The organism is Salinibacter sp. 10B (genome assembly GCF_002954405.1).
Lineage (GTDB): Bacteria > Bacteroidota > Rhodothermia > Rhodothermales > Salinibacteraceae > Salinibacter.
The window spans coordinates 2,262,042-2,278,767 of sequence record NZ_MQWC01000004.1; the positions used below are offsets into that span (position 1 = coordinate 2,262,042).

9 protein-coding genes are annotated in these 16,726 nt (G+C 62.0%); 2 read left to right on the top strand and 7 right to left on the bottom strand.

Translation table 11 applies throughout. The features are described from left to right. Window positions 1-97 precede the first annotated feature (97 nt). Entirely contained in the window at window positions 98-469 is a 372-nt protein-coding gene (locus BSZ35_RS09385; protein ID WP_105012191.1) for a DUF423 domain-containing protein, read from the top strand. A 130-nt stretch (window positions 470-599) separates the two neighbouring features. Here the strand turns inward: BSZ35_RS09385 and BSZ35_RS09390 are convergent, their stop codons facing one another. The 5 genes from BSZ35_RS09390 to BSZ35_RS09410 form a co-directional block, all read right to left on the bottom strand. Next, on the bottom strand, window positions 600-1,631 hold the full coding sequence (locus tag BSZ35_RS09390) for an alpha/beta fold hydrolase (protein ID WP_105012192.1): 1,032 nt from the start codon (window positions 1,629-1,631) through the stop codon (window positions 600-602). A 16-nt stretch (window positions 1,632-1,647) separates the two neighbouring features. Beyond that, window positions 1,648-2,451, bottom strand: coding sequence for a peptidoglycan editing factor PgeF (gene pgeF, locus BSZ35_RS09395; protein ID WP_105012193.1), 804 nt, complete (start codon window positions 2,449-2,451; stop codon window positions 1,648-1,650). Window positions 2,452-2,925: 474 nt separating this feature from the next. After that, window positions 2,926-3,462, bottom strand: coding sequence for a thioredoxin family protein (locus BSZ35_RS09400; RefSeq protein ID WP_105012194.1), 537 nt, complete (start codon window positions 3,460-3,462; stop codon window positions 2,926-2,928). Beyond that, window positions 3,459-4,859, bottom strand: coding sequence for a putative manganese transporter (locus BSZ35_RS09405; RefSeq protein ID WP_105012195.1), 1,401 nt, complete (start codon window positions 4,857-4,859; stop codon window positions 3,459-3,461). Before BSZ35_RS09405 ends, BSZ35_RS09400 begins: the two co-directional genes overlap by 4 nt. Window positions 4,860-4,912: 53 nt before the next feature. After that, window positions 4,913-7,111 carry a TonB-dependent receptor gene (locus BSZ35_RS09410; RefSeq protein ID WP_258096171.1) on the bottom strand — a complete coding sequence of 733 codons (2,199 nt, stop codon included), beginning with the start codon at window positions 7,109-7,111 and terminating at the stop codon, window positions 4,913-4,915. 223 nt (window positions 7,112-7,334) lie between these two features. Between BSZ35_RS09410 and BSZ35_RS09415 the strand changes: the two genes are divergently transcribed. After that, window positions 7,335-7,574: a hypothetical protein gene (locus tag BSZ35_RS09415; RefSeq protein WP_105012196.1), complete on the top strand. Its 240-nt coding sequence runs from the start codon at window positions 7,335-7,337 to the stop codon at window positions 7,572-7,574. Window positions 7,575-7,716: 142 nt separating this feature from the next. On the opposite strand, the gene lipB is transcribed toward BSZ35_RS09415, so the two are convergent. Both lipB and sprA read right to left on the bottom strand, forming a co-directional pair. Next, window positions 7,717-8,499: a lipoyl(octanoyl) transferase LipB gene (lipB, locus tag BSZ35_RS09420; RefSeq protein WP_105012197.1), complete on the bottom strand. Its 783-nt coding sequence runs from the start codon at window positions 8,497-8,499 to the stop codon at window positions 7,717-7,719. Window positions 8,500-8,679: 180 nt separating this feature from the next. Continuing rightward, complete coding sequence (gene sprA / locus BSZ35_RS09425; protein WP_105012198.1) at window positions 8,680-16,479, bottom strand: cell surface protein SprA; 7,800 nt, start codon at window positions 16,477-16,479, stop codon at window positions 8,680-8,682. Window positions 16,480-16,726 lie beyond the last annotated feature (247 nt).

Here is a 16,726-nt window from a genome sequence, read left to right on the forward strand (position 1 = left end):
CTGTGGGTCGGATGTTTGGACGAGAGGTGGTATGGACGGCTGAGCCCTCTATTCACCTGTCCATACCTCGATTCGTTGCACTCAGGCATACCTTCACATGACGCGTTTCTTTCTTGCCGCCGGATCGATCTTTGCCGGGCTCGCCGTCGCCGCCGGGGCGTTCGGGGCGCACGGGCTCGAAGATAGCGTGTCGCCGGACCGGCTGGAGACGTTCCGCACCGCCGTGACGTACCAGATGTACCACGCACTGGCGCTCCTCGTCGTGGGCTGGGCAGCCGCGCAGGGATGGGGTGGCCTCTTGCATGGGGCCGGCTACTGCTTCATCGCCGGCATTCTGATCTTTTCCGGCAGCCTCTACGTGCTCGTCCTCACCGATACGGGCTGGCTCGGGGCCATCACGCCGTTTGGCGGCGTCGCCTTCATCGTGGGCTGGGGACTGCTGGCGTGGGGCGTCCTTTCGGGGGGATGACGATTTCGAGCTGATCGCTTCGCTCCACTCTTCATCCGTTTTGCCCGATGGGCATGGGAGCGCGGGAGCATGAGCGAGGAGCGACGGGCGACCTCGCGCATTATGCATTACGCATCACGCAATGCGTGCCTCAGCGATCGAGGGGCTCCTCCACGTCGGGCCTGCCGTCTTTTTTCTGAAGCTGAAGTGCCGTCGCCAGGAATGAGGCGGCACGGCGCTCCGACCAGTATTCGCCATTCTCGGTGAAGCGGACGAAGCCGACGTGTCCCCCACTCTCCGGCACCTCCAGCGTGAACTCGGAATGGCCGTTCGCCGCTTCCGTCGGGTAGCACGTCTCACTCAGAAACGGATCGTTCGCCGCATTCACCAGAAGCGTGGGCACAGCGATGTCTGACAAAAGCGGCTTGCTGCTGGCCGCCCGGTAGTACGCATCGGCGCCCCGAAAGCCGTTGAGCGGCGCCGTGTAGGCGTCGTCGAAGTCGCGCAGGGTGCGGACGTGGCGGAGCGCATCGGTACTCACCTCGGCATGCTGCTCTGCTTTCTGGCGAATCGTCTGCCGGAGGGTGCGAAGAAAGTACTGCGTGTAGTGCCAGTTTGAAAGCTGTCCAATCTGGTGAGACGACCCCTCCAGATCGACGGGCACGGAAAAGGCCACCGCTCCACAGATTCGGTCGTCGATCGTCTCGCCGCGCTCCCCAAGGTACTTGAGCGTGAGGTTGCCGCCGAGACTGAACCCAATGAGGGCCACGGTGGAATACCCCTGCTCGAAGATGTGCGCCACTACGCATGCCAGGTCTTCCGTCTTCCCGCTGTGGTAGGTGGTAGCCGTCCGGTTTATCTCGCCACTGCATCCGCGCAGATTCCAGGCACACACGTCCCACCCCCGTCGCACAAAGGCCCGCGACATGCCCCGCGTATAGGTCCCGTCCGCACTCCCCTCCAGTCCGTGCGTGAGAATGACCGCCCGCCCCCGTTCCTCGGATGCGCCGTTCGGCCGAGCCGCCGCCCAGTCCAGGTCCAGAAAATCGCCGTCTGGCGTGTCAACCCGCTCCCGACGATCGTAGGTGAAATCGACCCGTCGTACGAGCGAGGCGTAAAGCGTTTGTCGATGTCCCCCGGAAAGGAGAGGCGGCGGCGTGTAGGTGGATGCGACAACCGGCACTGAAAAGACAAAAGAATCAGTTTCGAAGAACGATCGCGCCGAACATGCGCCCGGTGGTGCCGCCGGAGGCGCGGTACGAAAAGAATGTCTCTGGATCCGACAGTGTGCAGCGATCCGATACCTCAATCCCGTCGCCCGGCACGCCCGCCCTCTCCAGTTGGTGTCGTAGGGCGGCCTTGAGGTCAACGTGCGGCCGTGCCTCCTCGTCCCGACGGTACACGAACGCATCGTCAAAGCGGGCCGCCACCTCCGGCCCCACCTCAAAGGCCGATCGGGAAAGACAGGGACTCACGTACGCCCGGATCTGCGCCGGCTCAGCGCCCTCTTCTTTCATCCGGTCCACGGTATCAGCAACAATGCCGGCCACGGCCCCTCGCCACCCAGCGTGGCACGCCCCCGCCACGATGTTCTCTGGATCCGCCAGAAGGACTGCCGCACAGTCCGCCGTTGCGATGGCAAGCAGCAGTTCCGGCGTGGTCGTCACCAGCCCGTCGCAGAATGGCTCGTGGCGCGGGGCCTCGATGACGCGAACGGTAGACCCGTGCACCTGCCCGGCGGTGGCCAGCCAGGCGGGATCGGCATCCAACGCGGCGCAGAAGCGGCGTCGGTTCTCCTCAACACTGCTGGAGTCGTCGCCCACGTGGCGGCCCAGGTTTAGAGTGTCGTACGGCGCTCCGCTGACCCCGCCCTTCCGCGTGCTTACCCCGGCCGTCACCGACGGCACCTCAGCAAAGATGCGAGGACGAAGCACGGGAGCGCGGGTCTGCATCGGGGACGAGAGCACGGCACCGGAGCATGATGAGACGTGAGCGGTCGGCATTCCAACTGCTCATCGGATCGTCGGTTCGCTGGTGAGCAATCGATCGCGAAGGCATTGATCATGCGGGGACGGCTCGTCTGTCATCTTCCCGCGGCGTGCCCGGAGGGTGTGAGGGTGCGGGTGTTCGTCTTGCATTCAAACGCCGATTCGGACGCCGTTGGTCTCCGGACATGATGGAGCCGGCACCGTTACGACGCCCCGAAGCAGAAAAGCCATGTGCCTTTGCGAGATTAACCACAGGAGCGACACACCCCGGCACTGGATTTACCGTCTTCTGCAAAGGTCAATATTCTCTGTGTAGCGTCGGTGGACTCCAAGGACGCTACACAAGGGCATCCATCACGTCCGGTGGACAATCTCGCAATCCTATAAAGCTTGTCAATGAGGAAGTAGTTTCCGACTGCACCTCAGATGATCATCGGCGGAAAAGGAGTCAGTCCCCCCGAGGATCAGCCTCAAATTGTCGTGTGGGGCTCACTCGGAACGGCGCGGCTCCCCACACGGCGCCGCCGTCTGTGTCCGATACTCGGCAAGCGTTGTGTGCCGATAGGCACGCGCCGACACGAACCCAAGCACCGCCTGAAGCGGCTCCGATTCGATGAATCCCGACAGGTGGAGCAGGTACTCGCCTCGTGGCGAAAGCAGGACGGTGGCAGGCACCCCATCGGCCCGAAACGTGGAGGCAATCTGCCGGGGCGTGACGCGTCGCCCCTTGTACCGGTACGTCGTGTCCGTGTCGTCGCGGTTGAGGCGCGTGCGCACGAAGTCGTCCGCCAGACACTGGCGCACGCCCTCGCTCGAATAGACCTCCTTCCTCATCTTGTGACACCACCCGCACCACGGAGCGGAGACGGCGACCATCACGAAACGGCCGGTCGAATCCGCGAGGGCCATCGCCTCCTCAAAGTCGTGCCAGTTCTCTTCTTGTCCCTGAGCCCTCCCCACCACCAGGATCGCAAGCAAGACTCCGAGAAACAGACGCTGTCGCTTCCACCTCCGACGGTCATTCATCCCCCAATCACCCCAAATCCAAAGCGGGCAAAAGGCCAGAAGTAATGCACGAGCACGCCCACGATAAGCGCCGGAATCGTCGTGTAGATTGTGGCCACGATGGCCGCCTTCATGTCGATTGCCATGAGCGGAAACAGAGCATCGCCGTCCTGGCTGATCGCGTTGGCCACGAGGGCAGAAAACGGAATGACCTCCTCGACGGCGTAGAGTTGCGCAAAGATGATCTGCGGCGTACAGCCCGGCACGAGACCAAGGGCCGCCCCCGCCATGGGGGCAAACACACCGGCGGCCGCGGACAGCGCGCGGAGGTCGAGAGAAAAGACGCCCATGGTGTACTCATACAGGAGGTACCCGGCAATCACCCACACCGTAACCATGGATGTCTCCATGGCAGCGTGCTCGAATGTCTCGTACGCGCTCCCGAAGCGCTCGCGCACCCGACCGCCCCCCTCGTCCATGTACTGGCGCCCGACGAAGTAGAGGTAAAACGAAAGCGCTGTGCCCAACAGCCCCGCGACGGTGAAAAGCCCAAAGAAGGTCGGGGCGAATTCGAGAGCCACTTCCGGAGCCCCCCGGACCAGATACATCACGCCCGCCACGAGCCCTGCCACGGCAACGAACCACCAGAGGAGATGCACCCCGTGACTGATGGTGCTCATCATGCCGGCCGACCCGTCCGGCGCAGAAGACGCCTCCGATGTCGCATTCGTCGCCGGTGCCGGACAGACAGAACCGACACTACAATCAGAATTGGACAGGTCTTCGGCAGCCGTTCCGCCTCCCCCCCATCCATTCGCCGCCGGACCGTCCCCGAGGGAGGGGACGGACTGAACGGCCTGACGGGACACCCCGGATTCAGGACTGCCGTCGATAACGCTCGACTGTAGAGCGGCGGGGCGTACGCTGGGGCCGCTCGTGGCAACGCTCGGGGTGGCAAACCCGTCGGAGCTCATCGACGCGGCGATGCGCTCGACAGCGTCGTCGATGCGACGAATGCCGAGCCCCCAATAGTCGATGGCGTATCCGAACAGAACACTCGTGATGAACGCAAGCCCGTAGGCGTACACCCCAGCCCCGGGAGCGATCGCGAGAATCACGAAAGCAGAGTCGCCGGCCGTGGCCCCAAGGGTCGCCACAACGGACCCGAAGCTGATCGTGCCGCGGATGTAGAGCGGCATCGCCACAATCGCCCCGCCGCAGCCCGGAGTAAGCCCAAGCAATGCCCCGGCGATGGGCTGCATTCGCTTGTGGTTCTTCAGGAAGGTGACGATTCGGCCCCCAGTGCGATACTGTACGTAGCTGAACAGCAGCACGGTCATAGCGACGAACGCGCTGACCTGCACGAATCCATCCCGGATCGAAAAAATCAGGATGTCGAGAGCGTCCTGAACGGACATGGGAGGAGTGAGATATTTTCAAAATACGTCCAATGCAGTGGAGCGCGGGAATGCTACCGCAGGGTCATCCGCACGCCCAGCGAGACCGTGCGCCCGACCATCGGCCCCCAGGTGTAGATGGTGTCGAACACCGTGTCGTCCTGCCGCCCGAACGGATCGTCCTGTCCCACGAGCGGACTCCCCTGCGTGTAGTCGAAGAGGTTTTCCACCGTGAGGTAGGCGTCAACCCCCACCCCCGACGGCCCATTCACGCCCAGAAATTCTTTCGTGAGCTTGAGGTCATGCGTCGTGAACATGGGCGACCACCGATCGCGCCCGTAGGTCTCGACGTAGAGGTCCGGCATCCGCTTCGGACCGGTGAGGCTGCCGGTGTACTCCACCGTTGCCCCAATGGCATTGATGTTGTACGAAAGCCCCACGTTGCCCATATAGTCCGGCGCGTACGTCACCGCCTGCCGTTCCCCGTCCTCTTCCGTATAAACATCCGAGAGCGTCATACTCGCATCATAGGAGATGGGAAGTGTGGTAAAGTTCTGGTCCACCCTCACCGAAAACCCGCGGGTCACGGAAACACCATCGAGATTCTCGTAGACGATGAGCTCGGGATTCTGGTCGTAGTTGGGAATAATCTTGTTGGCGAACCGCGTGTAGAAGCCGTCCACACTCACGGTGAGCGGGTTCGTACCGAAGGGGAGGATGTGCTCTACGCTGGCCGTGACGCTGCGAGAGCGCTCCGGGTCCAGATCCTCCTCAAACACGACCTCGCGGGAGCCGGTAAGCGCCGCGTGGTCCTCGGTGAAGACGTTCACGACTCGGAAGCCCGTACCGGCACTGGTGCGGAATGTGGTATGATCGGAGGGGCTGTACTTGGCCGAGAGGCGGGGCGCTGTCACGACGCCGTGCTCGTCGTGATGGTCGAAACGAAGCCCGCCCAACACTGTCACGTCGCCCAATGAGAATTCCCCTTGCCCGAACACCCCGGGGATGAAGCGTCGGTCCGCTACCGTCGTGGCCGGCGTATTGTCGTCGTACATGTCATATCGAGCACTCGCTCCCATCAGCAGGTCCAGCCCCTCGGTCACCGACTGGCTCCAGGTGGCCTGCCCGAACGCGATTTTCTGCGTCCCTACGTAGTGCTCCGGGCCGTAGTAGCTATCCTGATTATGGTACGTGAGCGCCCCGCGCAGGCGCAGCCGCTCGTCGAGGCCCGAGGGCCGGTACTCCGTCAACAGTTCGGCGCGACGAGTGTAGATCGACTCGCCGTACACCTCGTCCGAGCCCCGCAGGTCGTCGGTAAAGGTAGGCGGGCCACCCGTCCGGTCCTCGGCGTAGAGCTTGGCCGCCACGTTGAGCCGCTCCTCTCCGTTCACACCGGTAAGCGTTCCCTTTCCGAAAAGAGCCAGCCGCGACCGCTTCGCCTGGTCGGCAAAGCCGTCATCGTTCTCGTCGACGTAATTCTCCATCCGAACGGCGTTTCCGCTCACAAAGCCCTTGAACCGCCCGATCTCTGGCGAAGCTGCCAAGTTGATGCTCCCTTCCCGCGTGCTCGTTCCATACACGTCGGCGGAGATCGTGGGGGTGTTCGCCGGATCCTTCGTGAGGATGTTCACCACCCCGCCCAGGGCCTGCGTGCCATAGAGCGTGGACTGCGGCCCTTTGATGACTTCCACCTGGTCGATGATGGACGGGCTGATGCCGTTGAGTCCGTAGACCGACGCCAGCGCCCCCATGATGGGCATGCCGTCAATGAGCACCGCGGTGTTGGCCCCCTCGACGCCGTTCACCCGAATCGCGTTCGTGCCGCACACCCCGCAGTTGAGCTGCGTCGAGAGCCCACTCACGCTGCCGATCAGGTCCATCAGATTGGCGCTCGTTTTTCCCTGCTGTAGGCGCTCCGTTCCGACGACACTCACCTTCACTGGCGACTCCTTCACGTAGGTCTCGCGCATCGTGCCGGTCACGACCACCTCGTCGCGCTGCAGCACCGTCGCCCGAAGCGATACGTTCCACCTCTGCTCCGTCCCCGCCTCCAGCGTCAGGCGCTTTTCCACCGTTCGAAACCCAACGGCGGACACGACGACTGTGTGCGTGCCAGGAGCGATTGACGAGAGGCGGTAGCGGCCATCCTCGCCTGTGGCCCCGCCCCTGTCCGAGTCTTTCACGTACACGTTGGCCCCCGGAATCGGCGTCCCCGACCCGTCTGTGACGCGACCGGAAAGGGTCGCCTGTGCCGAAGCAACGCGAGGCGTCATTGCCATCAATCCAAGGAGTGCAACTCCAATTGTCGTCGTCCACCGAAAAGGGTACATCCGACGAATCATTTTGTTTTGACTGGCTATCTAGTCATATGGATATAGCTAACAGATTTATTAGTCAAGGCTAAAAAAGGGAGCGTGCGTGTACTTCTGATGAACAGTGGGCACATGCCCCCCGTTCAATTCACCTTCTTCCTTACGTCCCAATGCTCTGAGCCCAATGAAAATCTACTGCCCAAAGTGCGAGTGGGAACCGCCTGCCGGCGCCCGGTGGACCTGCGAGTGTGGGCACTCCTGGCACACATTCGACACGCACGGTCAATGTCCGAAGTGTGGCACGGTGTGGCGCGAGACGCAGTGTCACCAGTGCCATGAGTGGTCGCCACACCACGACTGGTACCACGACCTGCCGCCCGTAGACGTGGACGCAATTACGGAAGAGGAGAGTGCCCCCGGATGACTCGCCCGTCTGTCGCTTCTTCAATGCCTTGGAGACGCTTTCGTCTCCGGTCAACGAAAGAGCAAGAGCGCGGGAGACTGGGAGCGTGGGCGCATGGAAATATGCTCGATACGATCTCAGCGGCACGCACGCCCGTCCGTCGTCAGTCGTCGGCCGTCTGAAGCGTCGACTCCAACGCCTCGGCAGTATCGACAAACCCTCGAAGAAAGCCGCGGGCCTCACTGCCACGCAGCGCCGTCACGTCCACCTCAAACAACTCCTCGAAGTGCCGAACAATCGGCGCCCGCACCGCCGCCATCTCTACAGAAGCATCCGTCTCTTCCGCCAGCGAGGTTACGCCTCGGTCCTTGATGCCGCACGGCACAATGTGATCGAAGTAGTCAAGGTCTGTCGTCACGTTCATAGCAAAGCCGTGCATCGTGACCCAGCGGCTGCAGCGCACGCCCATCGCACAGATCTTGCGCTCCAGCCCCCGTTCATCCGGCCCCACCCACACGCCCGTCCGCCCGTCGACCCGGGTCCCCGTCACAGACCACTCGGCACAGGTGCGAATGATGATCTCTTCGAGCGTGCGCAGGTAGCGCCCCAGATCAGTAAAGAGGCGATCGAGGTCAAGGAGTGGATAGCCGACAAGCTGGCCGGGGCCATGATACGTCACGTCGCCTCCTCGCCCAATGCGGTGAAACGTCGCACCCAGCTCGTTAAGCCGCTCCTCCGACATCAATACATTCTCAGCATCCCCGCTCTTGCCCAGGGTGTAAACGTGTGGGTGCTCCAGAAGCAGCAAGACGTGTGGCACGGGATCGGCGTCCGGGCTGCGCTTCGCCGTAATCAACCGCTCCTGTACTGCCTCCTGCAGACTCCAGGCCGACGTGTACGCCGTCCGGCCCAGATGACAGACGATAAGTTCTTCGCGCGCAGACATGTGCTGTGACCTTTAACGAAAATAATAGGTCCGTATCCAGCTACCGGACCGTTTTCAATGACAACGGATTGGACCCCGAACATTCTCCAGCAATCCCGATGATGCCCCCGACCATTCGGATCGGCTGCCGTCGTGCGCTCCTGATCGAGCGACCAGAGCCTGTACCCAGACCCAGACCGATTAGTTTTGCGAGATGCTGACACTCACATTGAAGGTGCCGTTGACGTTCGTGTAGGAGGTCTGCTGTCCCTGCGTCACGTCGAACCGCTCAAAGTCGAGTTGGAAATCGGCCGTCACGCGGTTGCTGACGCTGTAAGAAATCTTCGGCGTCATCGTGAGACGGGTCGTCTTCGTCAGAATGTCGACATTTTCGCCCTGAGTGGCTCGGGTCGGATCGTAGCTGTCGAGCTCCGATCGGGCCTGCTGCAAGGCTTGCGTGACCAGGTACTCACGCTCGTCGCTGACCGACCGGCTGAGCGTAAAGGAGAACCGAATGCGATTCTGAATGCGCGGGAAGAAGGGGAGGCTGAGCCCGCGCTTGCTGAACGAGAGGCGCCCGGACAATTCCCCGGTCTGCCGCTCCACGACATTTTTTCCGCGAAGGGCCGTAGTGATGCGCCGGTTCCATTCGAGACTAGTCTGCAGCTCCCACGGCCACGTAATATCGATGCCGATAATGGGCTGATACTGCTCCTGAATCTGGATGGACTGGGGTTCGTACTCGGGCTCAATGTAGTTGAACGTCTCCCCAACGACGGTAATGGTGGTCGAGTCGCCCGCTGTCGCGAGCGAGTTGAAGCCCGTTTGGTACTCAGCGTTGTAGCTATGATTGAGCGAAACGCTCTCCGTCACCTGCTTGATGAACGGCCAATTGGAAAGCCCCGAGTAGCGAACCGTCCACCCTGGCATGGGAAAGGGGGCAAAGCCGCTCCCCCCAATGCGTCCCCCTCCGGTGAGGTAGGCCTCTCGAAAATCGGCCACCACCGACGACCGAATCAATGCCACCTCATCGGCCTCCCAGACCGTCTCCGGCGATTCCACATTGCGTCGAAAGGTGTTCAGTTGTCGTTCAAAGAATGATTGGTAGGACCCAAACGCCCAGATCGAGGCGCTAGCATTGCCGCTCTCGCTCCGAAACCGCTGCAGCCCCGACGATGCCTCTCCCCCCCCGGGCACCGGCCCGTTTTGTCCGCCTGGCTGAAACTGAATCTGCGGCTGGGTGCTCCAGCTTACGTTCCAGTTCAAGTCGATATTGAAAGCGGAGCTCGGCGATAGGGCCGTTCGCGCCTCAAACCGATGACGGTTCGTAAGATTATCCGTCACCTGCACGTCCTGAAACACCCGATTGGTGGTGTCGATCGACCGTCGAAGGCCGAGCCGATAGCCCAGGGGCGGCCCCTGCCCCTGAATAGCATCGAACAAGCTGTAATGGGTGCGCACATCCACTACCCCGGTTGCGTTGGTCACGGGACGGCCCACCCCAGTGGAGCGCGAGGAAAACTCCCCGTTGTAGTTCACCGTGAGGTCCTGAATGTCCATCACCATGAGCGCCGCCCCTCGGAGAATACGGACCGGATTCGGCAGCGGAAGATCACTGAATTGAACGCCCCCGTCTGTGCTGTCGGTCACAGCCCCTTCCTCAGTCCCAGGGGTAGGACCTTCGCTTCGCCCGCTTCCCTCGGAACGGGCCTCCGCCGAGCCCGATTCCTCCCGACCGGCCTCCCGCTGGGCCTGCTTCAGGCGCTCGTAGAACCCAAATCGCTCCCACACCCTGTTCGGATGCAGGCTCACCCCCGTCCGCAGGGTCACGGAGTTCCGCACGCTGGCACCGGTGAAGCTTCCCTTGGCCCCATTCTGCCAGTCAAACGACGACTGGTAGTTCACGTCCTGCACCCCAATCCAATTGAGTGCCTTCCGATCGAGAATCCCGAGCCGGAGGGTGGCCGAGAGCCGTTGCCGGTAGTTGTTTGTGCGCGGGCTCACGTCCCCCAACACAAGCGCCCGAAAGATCTCCCCCTCCGACTTCTCCAACAGGCGATTCTCCACGAAAATCGTCTCGCCAAGCTGGTCCCGAAGAACCCCCGTGCTGTCTGGTAAATCCGAGAGGAAGGCGCCCGGATTCCGGAAGAAGGCACTGGTGTCTACGTCTGTGAGGGTCCGACGCCCCACCACCGACTGCTCCGAGAAAATCAGATTGCGCTGCGTCCGCGACGCAAGATCGTTCAGCGTCTGCTGCGTGTTGGTATCAAAGCTGAGCCCGAGGAACCCGAAGGGGTCGTATTGAAGGCTGAAGTTGCGATTGTGCGTGAAGTTCTGCGTTTCGCGAAACGGGTTGGCAATGCGGACCGGCTGTGACGGATCGGTGCGGCCCGAGGGACGGCTGCGTGTAGTGGACAATTCACGCTCGGCGCTTCCACTGAAGGAAAGCGAGGTCGGCACGTAGTTGAATCCCACGTCTCCCAGCATCCCCGGAAGAAACCCGAGAGGCTGTATCGTGCGGGGCTGGCCGAAATCCACCTGGTACTCAAACGATCCCGACCAGCTCCACTGATCGTTGAGCAGTCTCTGCGGACTGCGGGCCGTCCGATCGAAATACGAGAAGTTCAGGGTCGTCGCGTCCATCGTATTCCGCACCCACCAGGAGTTGGATCCGTCCTTCGACACGTTGGCCGTAACGGTGCGGCGAAGGTTATAAGACTGCGAGGCCCGCCGTACGCTGTCCTTCAGCGTTTCTCGAATCTCGGTGGGGGACTGATCCGGATACTTGTCTCCGAATTCTCGCCGAACGGTGGAGTCCGGCAGAATGTCGAACTGATCCTGAATTTCGCTGATGCGCACGTCGCCCCGCTCGGGATCGAACTGCGGGGCCGTGAGGCTCGACTGCAGTTGCATCGTCACGGGAATGCTCCACCCCTGCCGGCGGGGAAGGAGGACGTCGAGATTCACATCAGTGCGCACGTTCCAGCTCGTGCTGTTGGCCTGTTCCCGCTCGTCCAGGGTACTGGAAAGCGATCCGAACCCGTCTGTTTGGCGCTGGAAACTCCCTTGCACCGTGGCCAGGTCGGCCAGCCCGATGTTTGCTGTTGTCGTGGTGGCCCAGCCGCCTTCCTCATCGAAGCCGCTGACCCGAAGCTCATTCACCCAGAGTTCGACGTTTCGGAGAGGCGGAGCCGAGGTTGGATCTCCTACGTGCCGCACCCCGATCACGACCGTGTTGATGCCGTCGAGGGACGGAGTGCCCCGAATCTTGAGCCGGGTCCCCTCCGGGGCAAAGTCAAGCGGCAGGTCCACCCGGTCGGACGTAAAGGTCGTGTCGATCTGCTCCCCACTTTGGTCGCGCGCCGTCTTGAGTTGCGAAAGGGTACTGAGCAGCAGATTCATCTCGTTCTGCTCCTGCCACAGCCCCGAGGCCCCTTCGGTCCCCGGCAGATTATTCGGGGTCAGGGGCTGTTCATACTCGTAGTAATCGCCGGTCTCGTTGGCCCCCAGCCGCACAAAGAACCGGAGGTTTTTCCGAATGCGCTCTTTTACTTGCGGGCTGTTCGACGCCCCGTGGACGTGGGTGTACATCCGCAGGTTGGAATACTTCAACAGGTCCAATCCCTGCTGATAGGTTTTAAACACGCCCCGCTGCCGCCCCGCCTCCAGCTCGTTGACATTGAGCAAAAGCGCCTGCTCCCGATTTTCACGCTGCACGCCCGTCGAGGTCCGGCTCCGGCTCACAATGGCCCCCACGGGCGGCTCGTAGTCGGGGTCCTCCTCATTATTGACACTGGCCACGCGGAGCTCCCCCTCCCCTTGGTCCATCACCGTCCCCCGGTCCACCGGCTGTTGCGCCACCGGCGGCGACTTGCGCCACTGGCTTCCCACCAGCTCCATCGACGCGAACCGCATCGTAATGGGCGCCCGGTGGCCCGTCGTCCACAGGCGAATGGACTGGATCCGCGTAAAGTCCTGAATGTTGCCTACCCGATCCGTGAACGCACTCACCGGAATTCGCACCTTGTACCAGTCGCGATTCCGCCCCACCTTGCTTACGACGTAATCGGTAGGCCCCTCGTCGGATTGAGCCCGCTGGTCCAGCGAGTCGAGGGGAATGGCATACTGGTAATAGTTGTTGGTGATGTTGGCACTGCCCCCGGTTCCATCGAGATCCTCGGTGTCCGGCGTGCCCGTAATGCCGCGCCGCGTGGACACCCCCTCAGCCAGCTGGTTCTGCGCCTCGAAGCTATTCAGCTCCTGCCCGGCGTAGTAGTGCGCAAATCGCTGCTGGAGGGTCGCGCCGTCCGGAAAAATCTCTGTATCGTCGAAGTAGCGGTCATTGCCGTAGAAGTGATAATCGTCGGCCGACGGGTCGCCCTGAATGCGCGCCACCTCAGCCTGCAGCCGGTCAAGCTGAGCCGACGTCAGCCCAAGCTGCCCGCCCTCTGCCGCCAGGCTGTCGGCCTGGGCCACGAAGTCGCTGTAGAAATTGCGTTCAAGCATCCCGGGCTCGTATGGATCGCTGGTGTACGACACCAGTCCGTCCAGTCCCAGGTCTTCCGTGCGCCCATTCCGCACGTCAATGGAGGCTCCGGCCTGACTTCCGCTCGCAATCCGGCTCAGTTCATCGAGGTCGTTTTCGTCAAAGGTGAGTGCGAGTCCGTTTTCGGAGTTGAGCCGATCATTGGGAATCACGTCTTCGGAAATGGTGCCGAGGTTGAGGTAGAGCTTCGCCCCGTCGGTGATCTGGCCGTTTTGAGGATACGGCTTCACGATGAACTCGACGAACTCGACGTTCTGCACCGAAAAATCGGTATATCCTTCCGGCAACTGTCGGGTCACCCCACCCCACACACGGGTGGGATTGCGGAAGAAGGACACAAGATCCGAGGTATAATTGTACGGCCCACGCTTCCAGGGATTGAAATAGAAGTCGAGCGACCGGAGCGTAGGATTGGCCGAGCCGCGGGTGTCCCGATCGAAGACGTCGCGCACGTCGAGAAGCTCTGTGGCCTCCGCCGGCCCCCGCTGAGCGACTTTCCCTTCGAGGTCCTCGACAATTTGCTGGTTGAGCTGGTACCAGGCCAGGCTTCCGCGCCAATGCGTCCGAGCGCGATCGCTCATGTCGGCGCCAAACCCGAGCGAGTCCGGCGCGGCACTGATCTGCCAGGAGTTGAGTTGCTGACGGAGGGAAAAAGTATTCTCAAAGCCCTCGAAGTCATCCACGTACGAGATGCCGCTCCGCTCATCAGGCGCGTAGCTGTCCGTCTCACTGTTCTTCACGTCCTGCACAGTTCGCTCGAACGCCTCGGTGCGGGTGTGGCCGGGGCGCAGCTGGGCAAACTCGCCCGACAGAGACAGCTGACTCTCCGCCCGGGTCTGCACCAGGGGCAACGCGTCGACTGCCTGCGTGAGCCAGCGCGGCTCCAGTTCCATGGAGCCGTCGACCCCCCAGATGGTGTTGTTGATGGGCTCCTGCCCAATCCGATATTTGTCGACGGGCGACTTTTGACTGAGCTGCATGACCGTAGCCCCGAGGGCAAACCGGTCTTGCAGGTTCCAATCGGCCCGCGCCCCGAGCAGCGTCTTCTTTTGTAGGTTTGCGATGCTCTGCTGCTCGTACGAAATATTGATCTCGCGCCCGTCCGTCAGGTACGACTGATTCGTGATGTTGACCGTGCCGCTCTGATAGTCGACCACGTAGTCGGTGCCTTCCTGCAGCGCCTGTCCGCCCGAGGTGACTTTTACGGATCCCTCCACGAGCCCGGTAAAGGCCTTCAGGTCGTAGAAGCCCTGCGCCTGCCCCTTGTAGGACCCCGTCATGCTGTAGACGTTCTTTTCGGTATCCTCCTTCTCCGCATTGCTCTTTTTCTTGAGGTACAGATTTTCGAACGCGTACGGCTGCCCGTCTGTGCGATTGCCCTCTTGTGCCGCAACGTCGAGAATGCGCTCCCCGAAGGGCCGGAGATAGGGAAAGTAGATGAGTCCTTCCCCCTCGTTAATGACCTGAGGCGTAAAGTCAAACTCATTGTCCGGGGTCGGAGCTCCGCTCTGATTGACCCGGTCCAGCCCGAGGATTTGGAGGAGCGGCGCGTTCGAGATGTCCGAAAGCGTGGTCGTAGCTCCTTGTCCGGACGGCTTGTACTCGACGTCGAGCTCGAAATTGTTTGCGGTGAAACCGCGCCCACTGAGCCGGTAGACGTTGCGCATCTCCAGGAACCAGGACGACGGCTCGTCGGTCGCGTTTGGGCCGGGCGCCACGGGATTGGTGGGACGAATGAGCTTCAACATGAGGCGATCGGCCTTCACCCCGCCGGTCGTGCCTCCCTGCTCTGCCGCAAAGTCGCCAATCTGTCGTACCTGTCCGTTCACGCGGTACTTGTACGCCACGGCCAGCGCTTCGTTGGGACGCAGGCGCTGGTTCAAGGAGATAAAGCCCAATCGATCGTCGAGCCGGTAATCGCGTCCCTTTTCGAGCTTCTTAAAGTTGCCCTCTTCCCAGTCCTGCGTCTGAAGGGGCTGAGCCAAATTCGCTCCCGACTCGACGTAGTTCGAGACCGACGTATTCTCTCCGTCGCGCAACGCGGCGATGTCGCTCTCCGTGTATTGATCCGCCTCTGGGGACGGCAATACACGCTCTGTGTATTCGTCGGCCTGTTGAAGAAGCCGGGGCGACTCGCCCAGATCCACCGTCGCGGCCACACGCCGCACGTCTGCCTCCTCGCTGGCGCTGCTGGAGGTTTGCAGTTTCCATACCTCGATGTTTTCGATCTGGTCGACGGGGGGGCGAATGCTCGTCGGATCCTCGTGGGCCACATTCCAGCTGTTGCGGAAGTAGTAGCCGAGGAAGAAGTGTGTGCCCTCATCATAGTCGGTGGGCTGCAGCGAGAACTCCGTGGTCTCGGCCCCGCCTTCGATGGAGAGACTGTTGGACTGCCCTTCCTGCTGACTGGCGATCGTGGTAAAGCTCAGATTCCCGAGCTGAAACGTCCCCTTAATGCCGAAGAGGCTCTGTCCTCCGCTGATGAGTTGGGAGGGCGTTTCCAGAAATACGTTGCCGGCTTCCACACTCTGGATAATCTCATCCTCGTATCCGGTGTATTCCAGCTTTACCTGGTTCTGATAGTCAAACTGATTATTCGTGTCCCAATCGACGTTGATCTGCATCTTGTCGCCGATGGTGCCGGTGATGCCAAGCCGCAGGTCCTGCTTAAAGCTCGGATCCAGCTGCGTGGCGTCGCCGGTGCGCGCGCCCTGCCGGTCATTCTTGCTGTACTTGAACCCGGCATTGATATCGGCCTGTCCGTTGACCCGGAGGTCCACCTGGGGCTTCCCGAAGATGGTGGTGAACGCACTCTCTCGCCCTCCGGGCACCGTCATGCGCACGCCCACGCCGCCCCGCTCGGCCCGTTGCCGCCGTCGCTGCTCTACCAGTGAGGTCCAGTTGTCCCGCACGTTGGCCCGGTAGCTCTCTCGCCGGTACACCTCTGCATCTACACGCATCGGCCCTTGGGTGTAGGGGCCGTCGTCGAGGGTGTAGTGGAGGCTTGACGAGTCGAGCGAGACCGAACGCTTCTGTACTGTACGAATCCGCGGGCCGAGAAAGGGAGACTGCGCCCCAAAGAGCGCACCGGAGGGGCGGCGCGACGACGGAAGATAGCGCGCTACGAGCCCGGTATCGGGCACCGCGGAGGACTCTACACCCGTGAGGGAATCTGCCACGAGTGCCCCGGTCGGGGGAGAAGCGACGGGTTCGCCCCCTGCCTCAAGACTGTCGAGCGACGGAGACGTGAGTGCGCGCGAGGGAGGGCCTTCCCTCGGCTGGGAGGGCGGCACAGCCGCGGCCGTGTCGGCGGCCGTTGTGTCGGGAGCCGGGCGCTCCTGGGCAACCGCCGGCTCTCCCCCGACGATCCCCCCACACAGCAACGCCACAACGACACAGATCCGACCCTTCCACGGACAGAGGCGCGCTCCCCCTCCCGGGCGCACCTGATCCATACAGTACCGAAAAGCGACTAAAACAAACGGCACGAAACGAGCAACACCGGTAAAATGCCATCATACAGATCGGGGCCGCCGTTAAGCGCCCCGAACATCGCAACGCAGGGTGCGTGCTGTATCAATCAGTGCCGATACGCAACAAAGCGAGTTATGAGCGTAGAACGTGGGGCGAGTTGCCGCTCCGCGGGCGGTCCTCCTTCTAGCAGAGTGCGCGTCTAGCGTTCCCACATCCTCCAATCGCCTG